Origin of the sequence: Streptomyces sp. NBC_00075 (genome assembly GCF_045041225.1) — a bacterium.
In the GTDB taxonomy this organism is placed as follows: domain Bacteria; phylum Actinomycetota; class Actinomycetes; order Streptomycetales; family Streptomycetaceae; genus Streptomyces; species Streptomyces adonidis.
The window spans coordinates 8,602,175-8,625,029 of the sequence record NZ_CP108243.1; the positions used below are offsets into that span (position 1 = coordinate 8,602,175).

A 22,855-nucleotide genomic window follows, 5' to 3' on the forward strand; every position below is an offset into this window, starting at 1 on the left:
CGGGACCGGGGAGCGTCACGGCTGCCAGGCGTACCGCACATCCGGCTCGCGCTCCTCGTTCCCGCTGCCGTCCGTGTGCTCGACGGCGACGAAGCCGTGCCGTTCGTAGAAACGGTGGGCGGGCTTGTTGACCTGGAAGGTCCACAAGGTCAGCCCGCCCGGGCTGCGCTCCTTCGCGAGGGCGACGAAAAGGTCACCGATGCCGCGCCCACGCCAGTCCGGGAGCAGATACAACTGGGCCACCTTGTCACCGGCGAGCACCATCACCCCGACGATCCCGCCCCCGGACGACGCCTCCGCGACCCATGTCTCGCGGTGCGGCACCACCACGTCCCGGAAGTAGTCACGGACCTCGCCGTCGGACCGCGGCCAGGCAACGGTCGGCAGAGCGGAAGCTCTGGACCGCAGCAACACATCGGCCGCGGCGCCGGCATCGTCGGTCACGGCACGGCGGAGGGTGATCTTCGGGGCGGGGGACGAGGTGGTCACGGGGGCGGAGCCTGCCAGAGGGGCTGTACCGAATGCACCTCGATTTACGGGATCACAGGTCGGCAGGCTTCAAAGCCGCCCCCGAGTCCGCTTCCGGCTCCGGGACGGCGGCCGTCGCTGTGATCTCCACCAACTGCCCCGAGTATCCGAGGCAGGCCACTCCGATCAGGGTGGACGAGTGAGGTCCGGCAGACAGGGCGGACGCCTCGACGACCTCCCAGACGGCGGACAGAACCTCGGGCTCGCGGCTCACGACATACACGTCGGTCGACAGGACGTGTGCGAAGTCGCTGCCCACCGCCCGGAGTTGCTCACCCAGGTTGGCGATCACCTGCTCTGCCTGCCGCACGGGATCGTCCACGCCGACGATCCGCCCCTGCGCGTCCAGTGGCACGGAGCCGGCGAGAAACGCGAGACGCGTGCCCGCCTCGACGACGGAGGCGTGGGAGTAGGTGGGCGGCGGGAACAGACCGGGGACGGTGACGCGCTTGAGCATGGCGGGCTCCTCAAGAGGGAGAGGGAGTGCGAGGCGGAACGGTGGATGAAGGGCAGGCGCGCGGGTCGTTTGCAGAGCGATCTCCTGATCATGCGAGTGCCGGGTGGCGGGCGCACCCGGATTTCCGTCGAGGGCGCGTCGTCGTGGTCGAACAGCGGTCGCTGTTCAGCCCGTCCGCGTCGCGGGTGCGTGTCAGTCGGGGCGAGAACGGGACGATCGGTCGTACAGGCCCGTCAGCCGCCAGCCGTCGTCGCGTGCCACCCCCTCGAAGATCTCGATCTTCCGTGCCAGCCCCTCCGGATCGCCGATGTCGCACCACCGGCCCGCCAGCGCCTCGGCCCATTCCTCCTCTCCCCTCACCAACGGGAGTCCGCGCACGGCGAGATGCAGCGTGAGCGTCGACCGCGCGTAGTACCGGACGGAGTCCAACTCCTCACGCATACGGGCGTACTGCTCCGTCTCCCGCAATCGCAGCCGCCCGCCGACGGCATCGGCGACGAGCAGCGGGACCATGGCTCCGGGCGCGCGTGAGTCCTGGTCGCGCCTGTCCGATCCCGCCACCAGGAACGTCAACTCGTCCCCGTTCTCCCTGACTTCGTACCGGGGCAGGTACGACAGCCGGGCGAGCCCGAGCGCGTGCTTCCACGACGTCACCCACAGGCCCCGGTTGAGGTAGTAGCGGACGCTCCGCTGCCAGGTCCAGCAGGTGTCGAGGCGGAAGCCGTTCAGGTTCTCGGCGCGGCACGCCTCGTACACCGTGTCGAGCGTCGACGAGGCGAGGCCGCGTCGCCGGGCGACGGGATGGACGTACAGCGATGAGACGCGCAGTGAGCCCACGCCGCTCGGCCAGGTGTCGACGGCGATGGTCCCGAGCGGTCCCCGTGGCCGCCCGAGCCCGCGAGCCGTGCGGCCGCCGTGATCGTCCTCCGTCGTGTCCCAGATCCAGTACCTCCTGCTGTGGTCGTCGTTGTGTTCGTACTCGCGTCCGGACGCCCCCAGCCGGACGCGTAACCGCTTCTCGTGCGGGGCCGTGAGCGAGTCCGGGTCGGTGCACTCGCCGAGGGCGCCCTCGGCGAGTGAGACCAGGTCCCAGCGGCCGAACCGGGGTCCTTCGGCCTGCCCGACCGGGCGCAGGCCGGGGCAGGACGACAGGCGTTCGTGCACACGCAGGGCGAGATCATCTTCCATGGGCGGAGCGTAGGGACGTGGATGGTGTGCCCGTCCGGTCCGGGAAGGGATCTCACCGGTGGGTTCACCTTGGCGGTGGACCCGCTCATTGATCGTGCGTTTGCCTCTCGCACTCCTGTTCCAGTGGTGGATATGCCTCGGCGATGGCCGCGTAGATCCGCCGGCGCAGCAGTTCCTCGGCCTCGGCCCGGCCGGAGTCCCGCTCGCCTCCCGGCATGCCGTCCAGGAGTTGGCGGTAGTGGCTCATCCGGTGCCGTAGATAGTCGACCTTCCAGGGGGCGAGAGAGGCCCGGCCCGTGCCGTGCGCGGAGTCGTCGTCGGTCAGTTCGATCGTGCCGCCGGCCGCCGCCTCCCGTCGCGCCCGGTGTTCCACTGCCCGCAGCGCCAGCTTGCCCGGTTCCAGGCGTGGTACCTCGATCGGCTCCGTCCTGATCCGTTCCAGGATCTCCAGCCGCCGTCGCCGCACCGCGTTCCGCACCGCCTCCGACCGCCGCGCCGATGACTCCGACACCCGCTGGAAATCGTCGCTCAGCTCAGCCGTCTCGACCCGCTCGGCCCGGTACAGCCGGACCTGCGGCGCCGCCCTGAGCCGTGGATTGACGCTGAGGCGGTCCGGCGCCCCGAGCAGCCGGTGCACCATCCCTCCGGTCCACCCGCGAGCCCGCAGCCCCGCCAGGGAGACGTACCGCTGTCCGTCCTCCTCGTGGTCGTTCTCATGGTCGTTGCCGGGAGGGTCCTGGTGTTCCCGGCCCTTCCCGTGACTCTCCCCGTGACTCTTCTCGTAGCCCCGATCGCCGGCATGGCAGGCCATCGCTACCTCCCCCGTAGCTCCGTCGTGACGCTCTGTGACGACATCTCCTATTGAAGCGCCCACCACTGACAATCACCCGAACCGCACCGGTGCGGACTGCGGCGTTCCTGCCGCAAGCTGGAGAACATGCCGACGGACGACCAGGACTCCGCCGACCAGAACCCTCTCGACCGGACCCTCTCCGACCAGGCCTTTCTCGACCGGCTCGCCGATCGTCTCGCCGACCTGCCCGCCGTCCGGGCCGTGGCCCTCGGCGGCTCGCGTGCGCAGCACACGCATCGGCCCGACAGCGACTGGGACCTCGCCGTGTACTACCGGGGCGCCTTCGACCCGGCCGACCTGCGCGCGGTCGGCTGGGCGGGCGAGGTGTCCGAGATCGGCGGCTGGGGCGGCGGGGTGTTCAACGGCGGGGCCCGGCTGACGGTCGAGGGGCGGCGGGTCGACGTCCACTACCGGGAACTCGACGCGGTCGAGCACGAGTTGGCGGAGGCCGAGGAGGGACGGTTCCGGGTGGAGCCGCTGATGTTCCATCTCGCCGGGATCCCCAGCTACATCGTCGTCGCCGAGCTGGCAATCAACGAGGTGCTCCGGGGGCGGATACCCCGTCCGCCGGCCTACCCCGAGAGGCTCCGGTACACCGCCCGCGAACGCTGGTACGGCACCGCCCGCGCCACGCTCGCGTACACCCGGGCCAACCACGCGCCCCAGGACCGCCGTACGGAGGTCGCGGGAGCCATCGCGGTCGCCGCCATGCAGACCGGGCACGCGGTGCCGGCCGCGAAGGGGGAGTGGGTGACCAACGAGAAACGCCTGCTGGAGCGGGCGGGACTGCGGGGCGTGGACGACATCATCGCCTCACTCGGCGATCCCTCCGAGCTGGCGAGTGTGCGTGCCGTCGACGACGCCGAGCTGCTTTTCGGGGTTGCGGACCGGAATACGGGCACTCGCAAATAGCCCGTCAACTCAACAGCCTTCGGCCCGAGTGCCTGGCCGGGTCCCTGGACCTTGTCCCCCTGGCCCTCGTCTCGCCCTCCGTCCGCCCTTGCGTTCATAAAGAACGCGGCTTTCCGGCGAACCGTCACTTCCCCGAAATACTTGCGCCCCATCTCCTCCGACACGCCGATCTACGGTGGACACCACAGCCCGGCCATCGTCGCCCGAAGGCATCGCACCCCCGCCCTCGTCACGACAGGAGCCCCGTGTCACGCCCCAGCAGCACGCGCCCGCGCTTCGCTCTGCCGCCCTGGCTCGCCCACGCGCTGCGCGCCCAACGCGGACCCGTGCCCTGGAACGCGGTCGTCCGGGGTGCCCTGTCCGCCGGGCCGCTGCTGCTGGTCGGCGTACTGGCCGACCGCACCTCCCTCGGTGTCGTCGCCGCGCTCGGTGCCATGCTCGCCGGGATCAACGACCGCCCGGGCAGCCGGCGTTCCTCCGTCCGGCGGCTCGGCGTGCCCGCGCTGGCCGGGGCCGCCGGACTGATCGTCGGGACGTACGCCGGACAGCAGTTCGGAGCCGTACCGCTGACCCTGGTCCTCACCGCCCTCGGGCTCTTCGCGGGCGGCATCAGCGCGATCGGGCCCGTCGCGTCCGGCGCCGGTACGCAACTGCTCGTCGCCGCCGCCATCGGGGCCGGGATGCCGCTGCCCGAGCCGGGCTGGGAACGAGCGCTGTTCTTCGTCGCGGGCGCCGGCTGGCTGCTCGCCCTGCGTCTCGCGCTGCCCACGCCGGGTGCCACCGCCGGTGACTTCCGCTTCGACGGCGAACGTGCCGCCGTCGCCGCCGTGTACGACGCCGTCGCCCACCTCCTCGACGCCGCCGGAACCGACGAGGCCGGCCCTCGGCGCGTCGCCCTCACCGCCGCCCTCGACCACGCCCAGGACGCCCTCGGCGGGCCCCGGCTCCGCCGGTACGCCACGTCCGCGGACGAGCGACGACTGCGCACCCAGTACGCCGCCGCGCTGCCCCTCGCCGAGGCCGCGACCGCCCTCGCCTGGAGCGGGGACGCCCTCCACGCGCGCGTGGCCGAAGGGCCCCGGCGCCTTGCCGCCGCCGTACGGACCAACACGCACACGGGGCCGCTGCCCGCCCCCGCCCGCTCCGCGCCGGGGCTGCGTGCCCTCGACGACGCGCTGCTGCACGCCGCCGACGCCTTCGACGGGGGCGGCCACACCGATGACCTGCACAAGCGGCGCCGTACCGTCGCGGCCCTGCTGCGCACGGCCGTCGACTCCGGCGGGCGCGAGTACGGGCTGCGCGTCGCGCTCTGCTTCGGGGCCGGCGCGGCCGTCGCACAGGCGACGCACCACGAGCACTGGTACTGGATTCCGGCCACCGCCGTCTTCCTCGTCAAGCCCGACCTCGGGCCGCTCGTGTCACGCGTCCTGTGCCGGGCGGCGGGGACGGTCCTCGGCGCCGTCGTCTTCGCGGGCCTCGCCGCCGTACTGCCCCGTCCCGAGGGGCTCGTCGCCCTCGTCGCCCTGAGCGGCGCGCTGATTCCCGTCGCCACCCGGCACTTCGCCGCCCAGACCGCCGTCGTCACGGTGCTGGTGCTCGCCCTCGTGATGGTCGGCGGGGAGCCCCAGGCGTCGTGGAGCCGGATCGTCGAGACCCTGGTGGCCTGCGCGATCGTGCTGATCGTGGGGCATCTGCCGATGCCCGGGCAACGCGGTGGGGGCGTGAAGGCGCGGCTGGCGCGGGCCGCCGAGGCCGCGCAGGTGTACCTCCAGCATGTGATGAGCGGCTCGGACGACCGCCAGGCGCGCTGGGTGCTGCGCCGCGAGGCCTATCGCGCGCTCGCCGAGGCCCGTACCGCCATTGGCCACTCCGCGGCCGAACTGCCCGCCCTGGCACGGCACACCGAGGGCACGGAGGAGGTCGCCTCCACCCTCGAACGACTTGTCGACACGACGACCGCCTGTGCGGTGCACCTCGACGACACCGGCCGTCTCACCCGCCGGCACACCGAACACCTCACCGAACTCCTGGACGAACTCGCCGAACGGCGCGAGCGCGCGGGGCTGCGCATGCGGGTGCGGGCATCGGGGGTGGGTGAGACGCCTCTCGCGGGCTGAGCACCACTTCGCGTCGGTCGACCCGTATCCACGTCCACACCGGGGTGTGGTGCGAGCCGGATGGGCCTCGGCGGGCTGCGGGTGCGGGTGAGGCGCTTCTCGCGGGCCGAGGACGGCTTGACGTCGGTCGATCCGTATCCACACCCGGCGTGGTGCGAGCCTGGCGCGCCTCGCCCGGACTGCGGATACGTGTCCCGCGCGCGGGTGAGACGCCCCTCGCGGGCTGAGGGCGAGGCGGCCACCCATGTCGGCCGAGGACGGCTCCGCGTCAGCGAAGGTGTGTCCCGCGCGCGGGGTGGGACGCCACCCACCTCTGCCGAGGGCTGCCCCGTGCGGACGGCGTTCGCCGGGTCCGCGCCGTGGGTCTTGCCGAATGTGTGTCCCGCGCGCGGGTGAGACACCTGCGCGTCCGCCGGTGGCGACGCCGCGTCAGTCGATCCGTACCCACACCGGCGCGTGGTCCGAGCCCGGTGCGCCGCGTCGGGCCTCCGGGTCCGGGCCGACCGGGGGAGAGTCGACGCCCCTGTCCCCGGCAGGCCGGTGCCCGCCTCAGCAGCACGGACCGATCAGTTCACGACGGCCCGAGTTGATCCGCGATTGACGCCCTCGCCTGCGTGAACGCGGGCGATTTCGGTCAGCACCGCACGGCGGTACTCCCTTGGGTTCCTGCTTCATTGGCCTCTGCCACTCAAGAGCGGTCTTACAGGGTCTCCACAGGCTTGACTTCCCGCCCGTCCGGCGGTAGATCCGACAACTCTGTTGTCGGACAGGGCTGACGTTAGCAGTGCCGCTGCGTCCCTGTGAGGCGCTGTGCCCAGGGTGCCCTCCACCTCCACTCGGAAGGCTGGAGACCTAGACAAGCGTGCGATACCGGGCCCGTTCGCCCTCGTCGAACGGGTGGAAACGGCCGTTCGGGTACGACAGCAGCTTGGACTTCAGATGGGCGACGGCCGCCCGCACCGGACCGCCCCCGGTGTCCGCCTCCACGGCCATGAAGCCACGGCCCGTCACCGAGACCTCCAGGCCCGAGTCGTCCACCTGCACCGGACGCAGCTTCTCCGGGAACGCGTTCGTGTCGGCGAGCACCTCGAACGCCAGGCGGCCCAGGAAGCCGACCCGGATGCCCCGGCTGTCCGGGAGCCGCGAGGTCGCGAGGCTCCAGCCGCTGCCCAGCAGGTCGATCAGATCGTGCAGCGCCTCGACGTCCCCGACCTCCTGGACGGCGAGCAGCGCCGGGTCGAGTTCCGTGATCACGGCGGCGAGAGCGGCGAGTTTCGCCTCGTATGCCGCCTCGTCCTTCGGGCCGAACGGGCCGCCCGGTCGGTAGAGGTTCTCCAGGTTCCAGGTGGCGACGATCATGCCGGGCTCCCCCTCAGGTCCAGCGACTTCCGGCAACTTCCCGCACGTTCCGGTGAGTTCCGGACGTTGTGTCACGTTGTGCGTCCAGCGTGCCCGCGCCGCCGCCCCCGGCGACAGAGCGGCGCGGGGATGCGCGGTTCACGTCGCCCACCGGTACGAGCGCGTCGTACGGTGGCCGTATGACGCCTTCTCCCGCCGCTCCGGCGGACCTCGTCATCACCGGCTGCACCGCCCTCCGTCACACCGGCGCCGACGAACGGATCGAGTTCGCCGAGGACACCTCGATCGTCGTACGGGGAGGGGTCATCGAGGCGATCGGCGTGGGCGTCGACCTCCCGGACGCCGTCGAACGCATCGACGCGCGCGGGCAGGTGGCCATGCCCGGGCTCGTCAACTGCCATACGCACGCCCCCATGGTCGCGCTGCGCGGGATCGCCGAGGACCTGCCCACGGAGGAGTGGTTCAACGACGTCGTCTGGCCGATCGAGTCCAACCTCACCGCCGTCGACGTGGAGCTGGGCGCACGGCTCGCCTGCGCCGAGATGATCCGCGGCGGCGTCACCTGCTTCGCCGACCACTACTTCTCGATGGACACCGTCGCCGCGGTCGTCGAGGAGTGCGGGATCCGCGCGCACCTCGGTGAGGCGTACTTCTCCTCGCAGGGGCCCCAAGGGCGCGAGAAGTCGCTGGAGTTCGCGCTCCGGCACCGGGGCGGCGCGGGCGGCCGCATCACCACCGCCCTCGCCCCGCACGCCCCCTACACCGTCGACGACGCCGATCTCGCCGCCACCGCCGATCTCGCCCGCGAGCACGGCCTGCCCGTTCACATCCACGCCGCAGAGAACCGCGACCAGACCGACACGAGCCTCGCCCGGCACGGCCGCACCCCGATCGAGGTCCTGGCCCGCACCGGCGTCCTCGCGGGCGACCTCGACGTCCTCCTCGCGCACGGCACCGGCATCGTCGATCGCGACCTCGCCGTCCTGGAGCGCACGAACGGACGTACGGCCGTGGCGACCGCGCCCCGTGGATACCTCAAGTTCGCCTGGCCCACGACCACTCCGGTGCGCGCCCTGCGCGAGATCGGTGTCCCCGTCGGGCTCGCCACCGATGGTGCCGCCTCCAACAACTCGCTCGACGTGTGGGAGTCGATGGCGCTCACCTCGCTGATCCAGAAGTCGACCGAGGGCGACCCTCGTTGGCTGACCTCCCGGCATGCCCTGCACCACGCCACCCTCCAGAGCGCGCGGGCCGTGGGACTCGGCGAGCGGATCGGCAGCCTGGCGCCCGGTCGGAGAGCCGACATCGTCCTCGTCGACCTCACGGGGCCGCACACCCAGCCCGTGCACGACCTCGCCGCCACCCTCGTCCACAGCGCCCGCTCCTCGGACGTGCGTACGACGATCGTCGACGGCCGTGTCCTCATGCGAGACCGCGAGCTGCTGACCCTCGATGTGCCGGGCATCGTCCGGGAGTTGGGGGAGCGGCTGCCCGCGCTCGTCGACCGGAGCCACGGAAAGCGTATCCAGGAGTACGACACCTGAGATTTTTTCCCGGGCGGCGATGAGTTCCGAGCGCCCCGCCGGTCCACCCCTGAGAACGGACCGTTCCACATCGGGGGCCTGGAGGGGCGATGACACTTCCGCGGATCGTTTCGCGCGACGAATGGCGGGCGGCACGCGAGGCGTTGCTGGTCAAGGAGGAGGTCGTCACGCGCGCGCGGGACGCGCTGAACGCCGAGCGGCGCGGGCTGCCCATGGTCGCGGTCGACGAGGAGTACGTGTTCGAGGGCGGCGACGGCAAGGCCCCCCTGCTCGACCTCTTCCAGGGCCGCCGTCAACTCGTCGTCCACCACTTCATGTTCGCCCCCGAGTGGGACGCGGGCTGCGCCGGCTGCTCGGAGTTCCTCGACAACGTCGGTCACCTGGCGCACCTGTGGGCCCGCGACACCTCGTTCGCGGCCGTCTCCCGGGCGCCGTACACCAGGATCCTGCCGTTCAAGGCGCGCATGGGATGGACGGTTCCCTGGTACTCGTCGTACGGCAACGACTTCAACCGCGACTTCCTGGTGACGTCCGGGAGTGCGGGGGAGGTCGTCGAGCGGTCCGGCGTGAGCTGCTTCCTGCGGGAGCGCGACCAGGTCTTCCACACGTACTCGGCGTACGGACGCGGCCTCGACGGCCTCGGCTCGGCCACGAGTTTCCTGGACCTCATGCCATTGGGGACGCCCGACGGCCACGCCCGCGTGCGGCATCACGACGAGTACGAGGAATGATGCGGAGGGTGACAAAAGGGGTGCCGGAGGATGTAACAGGGTGAGGCGATCCTCACATCTGCCGGTGAACGAGTGTCAACTACGTCTCAGTACGGTCACTCGGCGAGGCCTTTTCCCCATGATGAGCGTTTAACTCTACGAGATCAGCGCTACATGGAGGTGCAGGGTGAACGGGCGACAGGTGCTCGAACGCTTTCCCGCCGGCGGGCCGCGCGGTTCCTGGCCGGCCGAGGAGTTCGCACAGGCGTGCCGTCTGGAGGGCAAGCCGGCGGAGGTCGTCATGGACCTGGCGACGGACACGTTCCTCGTGATCGTCCGGGGCGGGTCCGCGGGGGAGTGAAGGCGCTCAGGCGCTGATCGGCCTCGACCACGTGGGAATCGTCCCCGTCACCTGGCACAGGGCCAGGTACAGCGGTATCGGCGGGGTGTACGGGAGGGTGTCCGCCGGGCGGTGCATGAGCGGCGGGACGCGCGGGGCGTCGAGGAGCACCGCTCCCGTGGCGTAGTGCGACGGGGCCGGCCACTCCAGGGCGTAGTCGGAGTCGGCGGGCACCAGCCACCACCAATGGCCCTCATCGGCGTACACACAGCCCACGCGCGGGAGCCTGGGCAGTACCCGGGGGCCGAAGCGGGCGGGTACCGCCACCGCGTCACAGCCCAGAGGGGCGGTCATGCCGTCCGGTATCGGAAGGCGCAGAGGAGTTCTCGGACGGGGTGCGCTCTGTAGGTCGCGCCTCATGCGCACCAGCGTGTCCATGCTGACGACCCGGCCCCCCGTGGACGTACCCCTCACACCCATTCGGCCTCTGTCCCCGTCCCCGTTGTCGCGTGGCGTTGAAACCGGTGCCGCCCGTGGTGCCCGTTCTCGGGCTGTGTGTCGTCGGCGGGTTCCGGTTCCGGGTCGCCGGGCGTACCGGGGCGGGGCGGTGGCGCGCCCCAGCCGAGGTCGCCGCGGGCCGCCGTGCCGTCCTGGGCGTCCGCGGCCGCGTCGGCGCGACGGGCCAGCTCCGCCCAGACCAGCAGGCCGGGACCGTGCTCCTGGGCCCCCCAGGCCCTGCACATGGCCTCGACGAGGAGTAGCCCCCTCCCCTGCTCGTCGTCGGGACGCTGCGGCGACTGATGGGGCACGCCGGGGGCGCAGCCCTCGTCACGCACGGCTATGCGCACCAGCTCGTCGTCGTCGTGCAGCTCGCAGACTATGTGGCTGCTCGCGGTGTGCACGATGGCGTTGGTGACCAGCTCGGTGACGACCAGAGCCGCCGTGTCGCAGGTGTCCTCGCAGACCGACCAGCCCGTGAGCCGGGCACGCGTCAGGCGACGGGCCTGCGCGGGCGAGCCCGGATGGGCGGCCAGCTCGAAGCGGAACCGGCGCTCGGCCGCCGTACCGGGGCGCAGCGAGGCTGCGGACCCGGGACCGGAGCGGTCCGCGGCGGCGTCTGTTCCTAAGGGCGGGGACGGGATCACGCTTGCCACTATCTCCCCGCCGTGAACACTTGGCAAGTGTCACTCTGAAAAATGCAGAGTGCGGTGTGACGGAGTGGAACGGCGTGGCACACTGCTCGCAACAGCACGCGGAGCGGCGCCAGTTGGGACTTTCGGCAGGTTTTCGAATAAACCTTCGAACAGATTCCGGTTTGGCGCCGCCGGGCTGTCAGGAATCTTCACCGGGTGTGCCGGTGCTCGATGGAGGTGGAGCGTGAGCGAACCGCGGTCCGCGCCGACGGTCGGACAGGTCGTCCTCGGCCGGCGCCTGCTGGACCTGCGGGAGCGTGCGGGCCTGCGGCGCGAGGAGGCCGCGCGCATCCTCCGGGTCGCCCCCGCCACCGTCCGTCGTATGGAGATGGCCGAGGTCGCGCTCAAGATTCCCTACCTCCAGCTCCTCCTGAAGTCGTACGGCGTCTCGGACGACGAGGCCGAGGCGTTCGTCCAGCTGGCGGAGGACGCCAACCAGCCCGGGTGGTGGCAGCGGTTCCACGACGTGCTGCCCGGCTGGTTCTCCATGCACGTCAGCCTGGAGGGCGCGGCGAGCCTCATCCGCCAGTACGAGCCCCATTTCGTGCCCGGACTGCTACAGACCGAGGAGTACGCCCTTGGTGTCCTGAAATCGGGCGCCATCGGCCAGACCAGACCCGAGGACATCGAGCGCCATGTCGCGCTGCGCATGGAACGCCAGGGACTGCTCACTCGCGACGGAGCCCCCCGGCTGTGGGTCGTGATGGACGAGACCGTCCTGCGCCGCCCGGTGGGCGGACCGGAGGTGATGCGTGCGCAGATCGACAAACTGCTCGAAGCCACGAATCTGCCCAACGTGACGATCCAGGTCGCGCCCTTCTCGTCGGGGCCGCACCCGGGCACGTACGGGCCCTTCGTGCTCTTTCGTTTTGCCGTGCCGGAACTCCCGGACATGGTCTACAGCGAGTACCTGACCGGCGCCATCTATCTGGATTCGCGCACCGAGGTGGCAACCCACCTGGAGGTCATGGACCGCATGGCGGCTCAGTCCGCTACAGCACATCGCACGAAGGAGATCCTCCGGGATCTCCGCAAGGAGCTCTGAATCTCTGCATGGATCGCATGACGTCCAAGGCCCGGATACGCCACGAGCGAATCAATGAGCTGACCACTGAACGGGTCACCGAGCGGGCGAGCGCCCGCATCTACAACGGCATGCCCGCCGGTGAACTGGGCAGCGAGGGCTGGCACAAGCCGTGGAGCGGCGGCAACGGCGGCAACTGCCTGGAGGCGATGAAGCTCGCCGACGGCCGGATCGCCCTCCGTCAGTCCACCGACCCGGAGGGACCGGCGCTGATCTACACCACCGACGAGATGCTCGCCTTCATCGAGGGCGCGAAGGCGGGAGAAGCGGACTTCCTCCTGTCCTGACAGCTGTTACCGGGGCTCGTTCCCGGCCCTTTGTTCCTATGTTCTTCACTTGGTGCTCAGTTGATCAATTGCCACGCAAGACCCCGAAGAGACTTACGGAGTTCGTCATGACCGGGCAGCCCTCCATCGAGATCGACACCAGCAAGCCCCATCCCGCGCGGATGTACGACTGGTATCTGGGCGGCAAGGACAACTACCCGGTCGACGAGGCGATGGGCCGGCAGATGCTCGCCCTCGACCCGCGCGTGCCGGTGATGGCCAAGGTCAACCGCGCCTTCATGCACCGCGCCACGCGCTGGCTCGCCGGGCACGGCGTCCGGCAGTTCCTGGACGTCGGCACCGGCATCCCGACGGAGCCGAACCTCCATCAGGTCGCCCAGGAGGTCGCGCCCGACGCGCGGGTCGTCTACTGCGACAACGATCCCATCGTGCTGGCCCACGCGGCGGCCCTGCTGCGCGGTACGGAGGAGGGCGTCACCGAGTACCTCCAGGCCGATGTGCGCGACCCGGACGCCATCATCGAGGGCGCGAAGAAGATCCTGGACTTCGAACGGCCGGTCGCGCTCTCCCTCGTCGCCCTGCTGCACTTCGTCTCCGACGAGGACGGCGCGCACGACCTGGTCGGCCGACTGCTCGCCGCGCTGCCCGCAGGCAGCTACCTGATGATGACCCACGCGACCGCCGACTTCAGCCCGGAGGAGTCCGCGGCCGCCACGGCGAAGCTCAAGGCCGCGGGCGTCACCCTCGCCCTGCGTTCCCGCACCGAGTTCGCCCGCTTCTTCGACGGCCTCGACCTGGTCGAGCCCGGCGTCGAGGTGGTCGACAAGTGGCACCCGGAACTGGGCGAGCCGGTCCCGGGTCAGGAGGACGGCGTGATTCCCGGATACGGGGCGGTGGGTCGTACGTCCTGACGGGGAGCAGCGGGTGGTGGGTTAAGGGTTCACAGCCACGACATCATGCGCCGAGGCGCGTCCACCAGCCGGCTGACCGCCACGACCGCGAGCGGCGGCTGCTCCGCCTTGTCCCGGCCGAGGCTCAGCCCGTAGTAGATCTGCTCGATCGACGGCGGTCCGACCGCGAGGTTGCGCCAGACCGCCGCCGACGGCGACTGCTTCTCGGTCTGGACGAGATACGCGGCGGCCATCGTCCCCGTACGGCCGACACCGGCACCGCAGTGCACGAACACCGGCCCGGACGACGAGGCGACGACGTCGAGGAAGCGCTGCACCTGCTGCTCCGTGGGCGTCTGCCCGTCACGGATCGGCAGGTGTACGACGTTCAGCCCGGCCTTGGCCGGTTCGGCGAGCTGGGCCGCGCTCAGGTCCTCGGCGCGCAGATCGACGACGGTGGTGATGCCGAGGCCCGCCAGGGCGCGGTAACCGGCCGGCGAGGGCGCGGCGCCGCGCCACAACCGCCCCTGGGAGTCCACGCGTTCGAAGTGGTGGACGCCCTGGACCGTACTGGTCCCCGGCTGTGCCGGTGTCTCCTCGCCGATCCAGTGCGACACGGCCAGGATGCCGAGCGCGCCGGTGGCCCACAGGGCGAGGTAGCCGATGGCGATTCTGCCGAGGATCCGCAGGATGCGGCGGACCGCAGGGTAGCTACGCAGCGGTAGTACGGGCGGGGGAGCGGTGATGGCAGCCATGGTGACCCGGGGAGGTTGGAGGCGGGGGCGCGTTCGTACGTTCGTTTCAGGGGACGAGAGCGCTTTGCATCGTAACCCGGGCCGCTGACAGCGGAGCCTTTACGTGACGTACGACTCCTTTCTGGGTATATATCCTTTTTACCCTGATTGTGATGCCCCTAGTCGCCGTCCCTGTCCACATCCCCGATACCGACGACCGTGAGGTGCGCGCGGTCGAGGGCGGCGTCCTCCAGGCAGCCGCGCAGCCGCATCAGGTCGTGTTCTGCGAGCGCCGGCCGGACCACACCGGCGAACACCCCGTCACCGAGATCGCCGAGGGTCGCGCGGTTGAGCGGCACGGAGGTGGAGTCCCGGCACTGTTCCCAGACCTGGTGCGCGGCGAGGGCACGCCGCTCCTCTGAGATGACCTTGCCGCTGCCGCGCAGGTCGACCTGGACGAGGACGGAGGTCGCCCGGCTGTCGGCGTCCGCCTTCTGCTCACGGGTCTGGGTGAGGTCAGCGAGCCCGACGACCAGCGCCCCGAGCAGTGCGACCCCGACGACCCCGACGGCCGTCGTCCGCGCGACCTGGCCCGGTGAACGCCGGCCGCCCGCCGGGGGCAGGTCCTCCAGATCGGCGTCGGCCGCCGGATCGGGCGCGGCCAGCACGGCCAGCCGTCCGGCGAGCCGCCGCTCGGCGGGCTTGGCGGTGACCGACGCGACCCGCTGCACCAGCCAGGCGAGCCCGGACAGCAGCACACCGGTGACCATGAGCACCGGCACGAAGACGTAGGTGCGTTCGGCGGGCTCGTCCAGCCAGCGGAAGCGTCCGGCTCCCTGCCGCGCCGGCGACTCCCGCAGTCGGGCCAGCACGTCCTGCTGTCTCCGGCCGGACTCCCGTACCTGTTCCTGGGTCTCGCGCATCTGCTCCTCGATCCGGGAGAGCCGCCCGATCAGCATGATCCCGAGCAGCATCACCTCGACGACGAGCAGCAGCACTCCGCACAGGACGGCCCGCTGCCACTGCCAGCGGTAGAGGTAGATGACGACGTAGGTGCCCGCCCCGGCGGCGGCCAGCCATGCGAACACATAGGCGATTCGCCTCATCGTCCGTCCTCCGTCCCGATCTCGTCCCCGGTACGCACCTCGCCCGTGGTGCCGTCGACCGTGAGGCGCGTGCCCGGTACGAAACGGCTCACGGCGTCCGCCGCACCGACGACTGCGGGCAGCCCGAACTCGCGTGCCAGCACGGCCAGATGGGACAGCGGGCTGCCGGTCTGCGCGACCAGCCCGGTGAGCCCAGGCAGCAGCGGGGCGAGGGCGGGATCGAGGGTGCGGACGACGAGCACCGCGTCCGCCGGCGGGGTCCCGGTGCCGTCCCAGACGGTCCCGGCGGCCCGCCCGCCGGACACACCCCGGCCGCCGTCTCCGGAGGCGTCGGTGCTCCGCTCGGCGATCACCGTCCCGTCCTCGGCGACCCGGAAGGAGTCCGGCAGCGGGGCGGACACGGGCTGCGGCTGCCTCTTCCGCACGTCCTCGGGCAGGGGTCCGCCCTCCAACGCGGTCATGAACTCCGGCCACCGCAGCAGCCCGACCCGTGCGCCGTCGTCCAGCCCTCCGCGTACGACGAGCCTGCGCGCCCCCTCCCGTACGAGCCGCACCTGCAATTCCTGCACCCACCGGACCCGCAGCCGGAGCGCCTCACGAGGCGGGAGCACGGGCGCGACGGCGACCGGCTTTTCGGCGGGGTGCCGGAACGGGCGGATGACGGTGACGGTCGCCGAACGCGGGTGCCCGTCCGCGTCGGGACGGTGTCCCGCGCGCGGGGTGCCGTCGGGGCCGCCCTCCTGTGCCGACGCCTGCGGCGCCGACGGAAGCCGGATCCGTCCGCGCAGGCTCGGTGCCGTCAGGGCCAGGACCACCGGCTCGGCGGTCACGACGTGCTCGTCGGGCAGCCCCTGGGCGCGGGCGTCCGCGAGCGCGGACAGGGCGGCACCGGCTGCCGTACGGCTGCTGCCGCCCGCCCTGCCGCCCGGCTTCTCGTGCAGCAGCGCACCGGCCAGCGCCTCCTGGGCGTGCAGCGCGACCAGCGTCGTACGTGTCCAGCGCAGGGTGGACGCCAGTCCGGTCGCCGGGATCTCGGCGGGTGGCGGGGTCTCGGCCAGCCGGCGGTCGACGTCCGCCACCAGGTCGACGGCGAGCCCGGGCAGCGCCGAGGCCAGCCGTCCCGTCCGCCAGGCGGCGGCGAGGCGGCGCCCGCCCGGCGCCGGGTTGAGCAGCGCGAGCCAGCGGTGCCGGGGCGGAACGGCGCCGAGCAGCTCCAGATCCGCGGCGGCCCGTCCGCCGACCGCGGTGACCACCGGCACGGCACGCAGCCGGCGCCGGGGTGCGGTGCCCCCGATGTCGAGCGCGGCGGCGAGCCCGCGGGCCATCGGGGCCACCCACAGGTCCTCCTCCAGCGGCTCCAGCTGGTCGGGCAGGGTCTCCGCGACCGGGCCGGGGCCCAGCAGCCGGGCCCCGCGCGAGGGGCGGACGGCCATTGCGGTGATGGGGCGGCTCTGGAACAGCCACAGCCGGCCGTGGTCGTCGAACCCGAACTCGATGTCCTGCGGCCCGTCGAAGACCTTGCGGGCCTGCTGCGCGAGGCGGGCCAGCCGGCGCAGTTCGAAGGTGCCGAGGAGCGGCTCGGCGTCCGCCGGTTCCGTGCGCAGCATGCGGCCACGGGGGCTCAGCCAGTAGTTGGTGCCGGCCTGCTCCCCGCTGACCAGGCTGTCGGGGCCGCCGCGCACCGCGCTCACCAGCATCCGGTCGGCGCGCCCCTCGACGGGGTCGGCGCCGAACATCACGCCTCCCACACGCGCGGTGAGCATCGGCTGGACCAGCACCGCCATCGGTGCGGGGGGCTCGCCGGGCCGGTGCGCGGAGTCGAGCACGGTCCGTACCGCCGCGAGGAAACCGGCCCAGCCGCGGACATCGAGCACGGAGGCGAACTGGCCCGCCAGGGACGACTCGTCCGTGTCCTCCTGCGGTGAGGAGGACCGGACGACGAGCGGACGCTCACCGCCGTCGGAGAGCGCGTCCCAGGCGTGGCGCAGCGCGGACAGGTCGCCGGTCAGGGCGTCGGCCGGGCCGTGGGCCTCGGGGACGGACGCGGGGTGCGGTATGACGAATCCGGGCAGTACCGGCAGTCCGGCACGGGCCGCGCGGGCGAGGTTGGCCGCCTTGGAACCGGCAAGCAGGGGGAGTGCGGCGGAGGGCTGGTCCAGGGGGACGGCTTCCCTGCCGTGCGTCCCGACCGGGTCGAGCAGGCTGTGTGCCCCGACCGCGTTCAGGACCGCCCCGCCGCGGGGGTCGTCCCCGTCGCGCGCGCCTTCTCCGTGACGTTCATCGAGCGTCGTCATAGAACACCCTCCAGGACCGACCGCCAACAGGGGGGACGCGTAGGGTTGGCCCTGCGCCTGACGACGGAACGAAGGATTTTGGTGGCAGGCCCGTGGGGCCTGTCTCCTGCGTCAATGATCCCACCGGCGGCTGTATTCCACGTCTGCTGGAAGCCGTTTTCCGGCCGTCGTGAATAAGGTCACCCAGAGCAACCAAGTGCTGGCCGCTCGCGTTGTCGGGGGTCGCTCAACTCGCGCTCAGCCCGGGGGAAGTGCCTGGCAGAGCGCCTCCAGGGCCGCCCCGTAGGCACCCTCCGAGGGTGCCGCGTACCCCACGACGAGCCCGTCGGGCGCGATCGGGTCCCGGCCCCCTTCCGGGTCCCTTTCCAGCCCGCGGAATTCCGGATGCCGGAACTCCGCGAGTCCGTCGAGGGCGATTCCGCGCCAGGCCGCCGCCTTCACCGCCGACCGCTCCGTCCCGGGCGGCAGCCGCAGCACCGCGTGCAGTCCGGCCGCGACCCCGGTGACCTCGACCTGCGGCGCGTGTGCGGCGAGCGCGGCGACGAGCCGGTCACGGCGGCGCCGGTACCGCTGCCGCATCCGCCGCACATGACGGTCGTACGACCCGGACCCGAGGAAGTCCGCGAGCGCCAGCTGATCGAGGGCGCTCGCCCACCCCTCGCGCTCGCCCTTCACCGCGAGCACGGGCGCCACGTACCGCTCCGGAAGCACCATCCAGCCCAGCCGCAGTGCGGGGGAGAGGCTCTTGCTGACCGAGCCGAGGTGGATCACCCGCTCCGGGTCCAGTCCTTGCAGGGCGCCCACGGGCTGGCGGTCGTAGCGGAACTCCCCGTCGTAGTCGTCCTCCAGAATCAGCCCGCCACGCGCGCGTGCCCAGTCGATCACGGCCGCCCGACGTTCGGGGTGCAGCGGGCCGCCGGTCGGGAACTGGTGTGCGGGTGTGAGCAGTACGGCCCGTTCCCGGTCGAGCAGGCCGACCTGTGCGCCGTCCTCGTCGAGGGGCAGCGGCACGGTCCGTACCCCGGCGGCGGCCAGCAGTTCCCGGTGGAAGCCGAGTCCGTACGCCTCCACGGCCAGCGGCCCGCGCAGGACGGCGTCCGCGCCCCCGCTGCCGCTCGTGCCGCCGAAGAGGAGCCGCAGGGCGTGTGCGAAGCCCGAGCAGACGACGATCCGCGCGGGCTCGGTACGGACGCCACGCCCGCGTGCCAGGTACTCCGCGAGCGCCTCCCGCAGTTCGACGCGGCCGGCCGGGTCCCCGGGCCCGAACGCCTCGTTGGGCGCCTGCTGGAGCGCCCGACGGTAGGAGGCCAGCCAGGCGGAACGCGGGAACTCCGACGCGTCCGGCTTGCCCTGGCGCAGGTCGTGCCGTGGCCCCCGCGCGCGTGGGGGTGCCTTTACGGGGACACGGGAGGCCGCTTTTGTCGGTTCGGCGCGTTCCGCGACCCGGGTTCCGGAGCCCTGGCGGGCGGTGAGCCAGCCCTCGGCGACGAGTTCGGCGTACGCGTCGGCCACCGTGTTGCGGGCAACGCCGAGATCGGCGGCGAGGGAACGGTACGGCGGCAACAGGGTGCCGGGCGCCAGCCGGCCGCTCCGGACGGCGTCCCGCAGGGCCCGGATCAGCGCCGCCCGCCGCCCGCCGGGCCCCGACAGGTCCAGTTCCAGATGCAGGTCCGCCCCGATCCGCTCGGCGGAATTGACCCATGTTTCTGCCATGGAAATGCACCCTACAGCCGGTCTTTCCGGCTCGTAGATTCGTACTCATGACGACGAACACGAGCACCGCGAACCCCACGACCGCCCACCTCACGGAGACGGACAGAGCGCCCCGGCTGAACCTCGCGAAGACGGCCCCCAAGGTCTTCCGCGCCCTCGTCGGCTTCGACGCGGCGGCCCGCGAGGGCCTCGACCCGGCGCTGGTCGAGCTGATCCAGATCCGCGCCTCGCACCTCAACCACTGCGCGTACTGCCTCCACATGCACACGAACGACGCGCGCAGGGCGGGCGAGAGCGAGGACCGGCTGCACCTGGTCGCGGTGTGGCGCGAGGCCCGCAACTTCTACACCCCGAGGGAACAGGCGGCACTGGCCCTCACCGAGGCGGTCACCCTGATCGCCGACGCGGGCGTCCCGGACGATGTCTACACCGAGGCCGCCGCCCACTTCGACGAGCGGGAACTGGCCCAGGTCCTGTCCCTGATCCTCACGATCAACACCTGGAACCGGGTGGCCCTGGCGACCCGCAAGGTGGCGGGCACGGACGAGCGCTGACCGGCCTCAGGCGGCGCTGGAGGCGGTCACACGGTCATCGGCCTGTCGGACGGCCCTATGGGCGCCGGCAGCCGTGTGGAGCCCGTCAGGCGGCGGTCCACGGCCGCCGCCACCGCCCGCCCCTCCGCGATCGCCCACACGATCAGCGACTGCCCACGGGCCGCGTCCCCGGCCGCGAACACACCCGGCACGTTCGTCGCGAAGTCCGCGTCCCGGGCGATCGTGCCGCGCGGGTCGAGGGCCAGCCCGAGCTGCTCGACCAGGCCGTCCTCCCGGTCCGGGCCGGAGAAGCCGAGGGCGAGCAGCACGAGGTCGGCGGGGAGCGTCCGCCCGGACCCGGGCAGCGGCCGGCGCTCCGCGTCCACCTCCACCAGGTGCAACTCCCGTACGTGCCCGTCCGCGTCGCCCGTGAAGCGGAGCGTGGACGCCGCGAAGAGCCGCGCGTCGGCGTCGGCCGCGGGCGCCGACTCCAGATCGCGGGCCTCCTCGTGCGCGGCCGACAACCGGTAGACCTTCGGATACGTCGGCCACGGGTCGTAGTCCTCGTCGCGCTCCTCTCCGGGCTGGGCGTAGATGTCCAACTGGGTGACGGAGGCGGCCCCTTCACGCACCGCGGTGCCCAGACAGTCTGCCCCAGTGTCCCCGCCGCCGACGATGACGACATGCTTCCCGGCGGCGGACATCGGGGACGCATCCAGATCCCCCAGGCACACCCGGTTGGCCAGCGGCAGATACTCCATCGCCTGATGCACGCCGACCAACTCCCGCCCGGGCAGCGGCAGTTCACGCCACGCCGTGGCCCCGACGGCCAGTACCACGGCGTCGTAGCGCGCCCGCAGCTCGGCGGCCCCGACATCCCGCCCGACGGCGGTCGACGTACGGAACTTGGTTCCCTCGGCGCGCATCTGCTCGACGCGGCGCTCCAGATGGTGCTTCTCCATCTTGAACTCGGGGATGCCGTACCGCATCAGTCCGCCGAGCCGGTCGTCCTTCTCGTACACGGCGACGGTGTGCCCGGCCCGGGTCAGCTGCTGGGCGGCGGCGAGCCCGGTGGGCCCCGACCCGATCACCGCGACCGTACGCCCGGACAGCCGGTCCGGCGGGCTCGGCGGCGCGAAGCCCTCGGACCAGGCCCGGTCGGCGATGGCCACCTCGACGTTCTTGATGGTCACCGCGGGCTGGTTGATCGCCAGCACACAGCCCGCCTCGCACGGCGCGGGGCACAACCTCCCCGTGAACTCGGGGAAGTTGTTCGTGGCGTGCAGCCGGTCGCTCGCCGCACGCCAGTCCTCCCGGGAGACCAGGTCGTTCCACTCGGGGATCAGGTTCCCCAGCGGACAGGCCTCGTGGCAGAACGGGATGCCGCAGTCCATGCAGCGATCGGCCTGTCTGCTGATGATGGGCAGCAGCGCGCCCGGGACGTACACCTCGTCCCAGTCACGGACCCGTTCCTCGACGGGCCTGCGGGGCCAGTCCTGGCGTGCTGTGGTGAGAAAACCCCTGGGATCGCCCATGGCCGTGTCCTTGCCGTCTTCCCTGCGTACACGTGACGGGGCCGTGCGTCATCGGGCGGCGCGTTCTTTCGGCCACGATACGACTCATCGGGCACCTGTGCCGAGCGGTACGCCGGCTCAGGCGACGGCCAGGACGTACAGCACCGAGGCGGCCCCCGAGGCGACCGTGCGTATGTGGTTCCACAGGGTCCACTCGCGCACGTACACGGGCCAGTACGCGGTGGCCTCCGCCGTGTCCGGCTCCAGCTTCAGCAGCGCGTTGTTGCGCGGCACGTTCGCGCCCATGGTCAGCCCGAACGAGCCGAGCAGATACAGCGCGCTGCCCACCAGCAGCTCCACCGCGCCCTCGTCCGGCCACACCACGAACGTGACCACGACGATCACCAGACACAGGGCGGCCGTGCCGATGAACACGAGCATGAAGGGCGGGTTGAGCGCGGTGACGTTGATCGCCCGCATCGCCGCGACCCCCTGCGCGGGCGGCAGCGCGGCGAGCCCTCTCATCACGAACGTCGAGAACCCGCAGAAGACCCCGGCCACCAGCCCGGTACCGAGCACACCCAGCACCACCAGTACGAAGTACGCCCCATCGATCATGCCGACTCCCAGGTCGATCCCCATCCGTTACCTCCAGTGAACCCCCTGCCACTGACAACGCCCATGGCTGAACGACGCGACGCCGTACGCGGGCGTCCAGGAGCGGTTCCGAAACCGGGCGCGAGCAGGTCAGGGTGTCCGCGCTCAGGCGGACTCGACCCGGCCCTCTCTCGTGTCCGCACCGGTCGTCCCATCCGACTCCGTCCCCCATTCCCGAAGCCTCGCCTCCACGGCACCGGCGATCCGCCGCCGAGCCTCGTGCCGCGCGACCCCGCTCATCAGCAACTGGTCGTACGCCGTGTCCACATGCCGTACGGACGCCACGACCGCCGAGACCACCGCCCCCTCGGACAGCGCACGCCCCGCCGCGCTCCGCCCCACCCGCCCACTGCCCCGCGCCGAGGCGTGCGCGGCGATCGCCTCCGCCCGGTCCGCCGGGCACCCGGGAAGCAGCCGGCGGATCTCCCGCGCGAACGCCTCCGTGAACCGCAGATCCTCCGCGTCCCGCCGCCGCGCGTCCCGCACCCGGCGCCGGCGCCGCGCCTCGGCGTCCGCCAGACACCGCTCCTCGGCCCGGGCAAGCCCGGCCTCCTCGACCAGGACGCCCTGCCGCTCGTACCGCCCCTGCCGCCGGTTGAACCGCACGACCACCGCCGACAGCCCGCTCTCCTCCCGCGACCTGCGCGTCAACGCGGTGTCGCCCCTCGGCAGGAACACCAGATGCCCGAGGTCGGCGCAGTCGAGACACCGAGGTGTCCCCTCCTCCAGCACGAGCAACGCCAACGGCCCTTGCCGGCACTCGGCACAGTGCCGCCGCCTGAGCGGCTGCACGACGAGAAGTCCGGGGTGGACCGGGGGAGTTGTGCGGCTGGTCATAGCTG

At 72.0% G+C, this 22,855-nt stretch carries 23 protein-coding genes; 9 read left to right on the forward strand and 14 right to left on the reverse strand.

What is annotated here, in order from left to right:
* Positions 1-15 precede the first annotated feature (15 nt).
* The 4 genes from OG787_RS37700 to OG787_RS37715 all read right to left on the reverse strand — a co-directional run bounded on the left by OG787_RS37700 (position 16) and on the right by OG787_RS37715 (position 2,984).
* Positions 16-489, reverse strand: coding sequence for an N-acetyltransferase family protein (locus OG787_RS37700; RefSeq protein WP_369033660.1), 474 nt, complete (start codon positions 487-489; stop codon positions 16-18).
* A gap of 52 nt (positions 490-541) precedes the next feature.
* On the reverse strand, positions 542-985 hold the full coding sequence (locus OG787_RS37705) for a RidA family protein (protein ID WP_369033661.1): 444 nt from the start codon (positions 983-985) through the stop codon (positions 542-544).
* Between the two features lie 192 nt (positions 986-1,177).
* Positions 1,178-2,173 (reverse strand): GNAT family N-acetyltransferase, encoded by a 996-nt coding sequence (locus OG787_RS37710; RefSeq protein WP_405538247.1) that lies wholly within the window; start codon positions 2,171-2,173, stop codon positions 1,178-1,180.
* An 85-nt stretch (positions 2,174-2,258) separates the two neighbouring features.
* Positions 2,259-2,984: a hypothetical protein gene (locus tag OG787_RS37715; RefSeq protein WP_369033663.1), complete on the reverse strand. Its 726-nt coding sequence runs from the start codon at positions 2,982-2,984 to the stop codon at positions 2,259-2,261.
* A gap of 126 nt (positions 2,985-3,110) precedes the next feature.
* On the opposite strand from OG787_RS37715, the gene OG787_RS37720 reads away from it, so the two are divergent.
* Positions 3,111-3,938, forward strand: a complete 828-nt coding sequence (locus OG787_RS37720) for a nucleotidyltransferase domain-containing protein (RefSeq protein ID WP_369033664.1) — start codon at positions 3,111-3,113, stop codon at positions 3,936-3,938.
* A gap of 245 nt (positions 3,939-4,183) precedes the next feature.
* On the forward strand, positions 4,184-6,055 hold the full coding sequence (locus tag OG787_RS37725; protein ID WP_405538249.1) for an FUSC family protein: 1,872 nt from the start codon (positions 4,184-4,186) through the stop codon (positions 6,053-6,055).
* A gap of 852 nt (positions 6,056-6,907) precedes the next feature.
* Here the strand turns inward: OG787_RS37725 and OG787_RS37730 are convergent.
* Entirely contained in the window at positions 6,908-7,414 is a 507-nt protein-coding gene (locus tag OG787_RS37730) for an endonuclease/exonuclease/phosphatase family protein (protein WP_405538251.1), read from the reverse strand.
* Positions 7,415-7,593: 179 nt separating this feature from the next.
* On the opposite strand from OG787_RS37730, the gene OG787_RS37735 reads away from it, so the two are divergent.
* The 3 genes from OG787_RS37735 to OG787_RS37745 all read left to right on the forward strand — a co-directional run bounded on the left by OG787_RS37735 (position 7,594) and on the right by OG787_RS37745 (position 10,029).
* The gene (locus OG787_RS37735) at positions 7,594-8,958 is read left to right on the forward strand and encodes an amidohydrolase (protein ID WP_405538253.1); all 1,365 of its coding nucleotides are present in this window, start codon (positions 7,594-7,596) and stop codon (positions 8,956-8,958) included.
* An 89-nt stretch (positions 8,959-9,047) separates the two neighbouring features.
* The gene (locus OG787_RS37740) at positions 9,048-9,689 is read left to right on the forward strand and encodes a DUF899 domain-containing protein (RefSeq protein ID WP_405538254.1); all 642 of its coding nucleotides are present in this window, start codon (positions 9,048-9,050) and stop codon (positions 9,687-9,689) included.
* 166 nt (positions 9,690-9,855) lie between these two features.
* Positions 9,856-10,029, forward strand: coding sequence for a hypothetical protein (locus OG787_RS37745; RefSeq protein ID WP_405538255.1), 174 nt, complete (start codon positions 9,856-9,858; stop codon positions 10,027-10,029).
* Between the two features lie 6 nt (positions 10,030-10,035).
* On the opposite strand, the gene OG787_RS37750 is transcribed toward OG787_RS37745, so the two are convergent.
* On the reverse strand, positions 10,036-10,488 hold the full coding sequence (locus OG787_RS37750) for a hypothetical protein (RefSeq protein WP_369033669.1): 453 nt from the start codon (positions 10,486-10,488) through the stop codon (positions 10,036-10,038).
* Positions 10,479-11,162 (reverse strand): ATP-binding protein, encoded by a 684-nt coding sequence (locus OG787_RS37755; protein ID WP_405538256.1) that lies wholly within the window; start codon positions 11,160-11,162, stop codon positions 10,479-10,481. The genes OG787_RS37750 and OG787_RS37755 overlap by 10 nt, the downstream gene beginning before the upstream one ends.
* Before the next feature lie 223 nt (positions 11,163-11,385).
* On the opposite strand from OG787_RS37755, the gene OG787_RS37760 reads away from it, so the two are divergent.
* The 3 genes from OG787_RS37760 to OG787_RS37770 all read left to right on the forward strand — a co-directional run bounded on the left by OG787_RS37760 (position 11,386) and on the right by OG787_RS37770 (position 13,483).
* Positions 11,386-12,246: a helix-turn-helix transcriptional regulator gene (locus OG787_RS37760; RefSeq protein ID WP_369033671.1), complete on the forward strand. Its 861-nt coding sequence runs from the start codon at positions 11,386-11,388 to the stop codon at positions 12,244-12,246.
* A 110-nt stretch (positions 12,247-12,356) separates the two neighbouring features.
* Positions 12,357-12,572, forward strand: a complete 216-nt coding sequence (locus tag OG787_RS37765) for a DUF397 domain-containing protein (protein ID WP_105973954.1) — start codon at positions 12,357-12,359, stop codon at positions 12,570-12,572.
* A 107-nt stretch (positions 12,573-12,679) separates the two neighbouring features.
* Complete coding sequence (locus OG787_RS37770) at positions 12,680-13,483, forward strand: SAM-dependent methyltransferase (protein WP_369033672.1); 804 nt, start codon at positions 12,680-12,682, stop codon at positions 13,481-13,483.
* A 29-nt stretch (positions 13,484-13,512) separates the two neighbouring features.
* On the opposite strand, the gene OG787_RS37775 is transcribed toward OG787_RS37770, so the two are convergent.
* The 4 genes from OG787_RS37775 to OG787_RS37790 form a co-directional block, all read right to left on the reverse strand.
* Positions 13,513-14,217 carry a fused DSP-PTPase phosphatase/NAD kinase-like protein gene (locus OG787_RS37775; protein WP_369033673.1) on the reverse strand — a complete coding sequence of 235 codons (705 nt, stop codon included), beginning with the start codon at positions 14,215-14,217 and terminating at the stop codon, positions 13,513-13,515.
* 158 nt (positions 14,218-14,375) lie between these two features.
* Complete coding sequence (locus OG787_RS37780) at positions 14,376-15,302, reverse strand: hypothetical protein (protein ID WP_369033674.1); 927 nt, start codon at positions 15,300-15,302, stop codon at positions 14,376-14,378.
* Positions 15,299-17,596 (reverse strand): PEP/pyruvate-binding domain-containing protein, encoded by a 2,298-nt coding sequence (locus OG787_RS37785; RefSeq protein ID WP_369033675.1) that lies wholly within the window; start codon positions 17,594-17,596, stop codon positions 15,299-15,301. The genes OG787_RS37780 and OG787_RS37785 overlap by 4 nt, the downstream gene beginning before the upstream one ends.
* Positions 17,597-17,833: 237 nt before the next feature.
* Entirely contained in the window at positions 17,834-19,309 is a 1,476-nt protein-coding gene (locus OG787_RS37790) for a PLP-dependent aminotransferase family protein (RefSeq protein ID WP_405538257.1), read from the reverse strand.
* 47 nt (positions 19,310-19,356) lie between these two features.
* On the opposite strand from OG787_RS37790, the gene OG787_RS37795 reads away from it, so the two are divergent.
* Entirely contained in the window at positions 19,357-19,863 is a 507-nt protein-coding gene (locus OG787_RS37795) for a carboxymuconolactone decarboxylase family protein (protein WP_369033677.1), read from the forward strand.
* Positions 19,864-19,889: 26 nt separating this feature from the next.
* Here the strand turns inward: OG787_RS37795 and OG787_RS37800 are convergent, their stop codons facing one another.
* From OG787_RS37800 to OG787_RS37810, 3 genes are all read right to left on the reverse strand, one after another.
* Complete coding sequence (locus OG787_RS37800) at positions 19,890-21,377, reverse strand: glutamate synthase subunit beta (protein ID WP_405538259.1); 1,488 nt, start codon at positions 21,375-21,377, stop codon at positions 19,890-19,892.
* 117 nt (positions 21,378-21,494) lie between these two features.
* On the reverse strand, positions 21,495-21,974 hold the full coding sequence (locus tag OG787_RS37805; protein WP_369033714.1) for a DUF1772 domain-containing protein: 480 nt from the start codon (positions 21,972-21,974) through the stop codon (positions 21,495-21,497).
* 144 nt (positions 21,975-22,118) lie between these two features.
* Positions 22,119-22,850 carry a DUF2293 domain-containing protein gene (locus OG787_RS37810; protein WP_405538261.1) on the reverse strand — a complete coding sequence of 244 codons (732 nt, stop codon included), beginning with the start codon at positions 22,848-22,850 and terminating at the stop codon, positions 22,119-22,121.
* Positions 22,851-22,855: the final 5 nt, after the last annotated feature.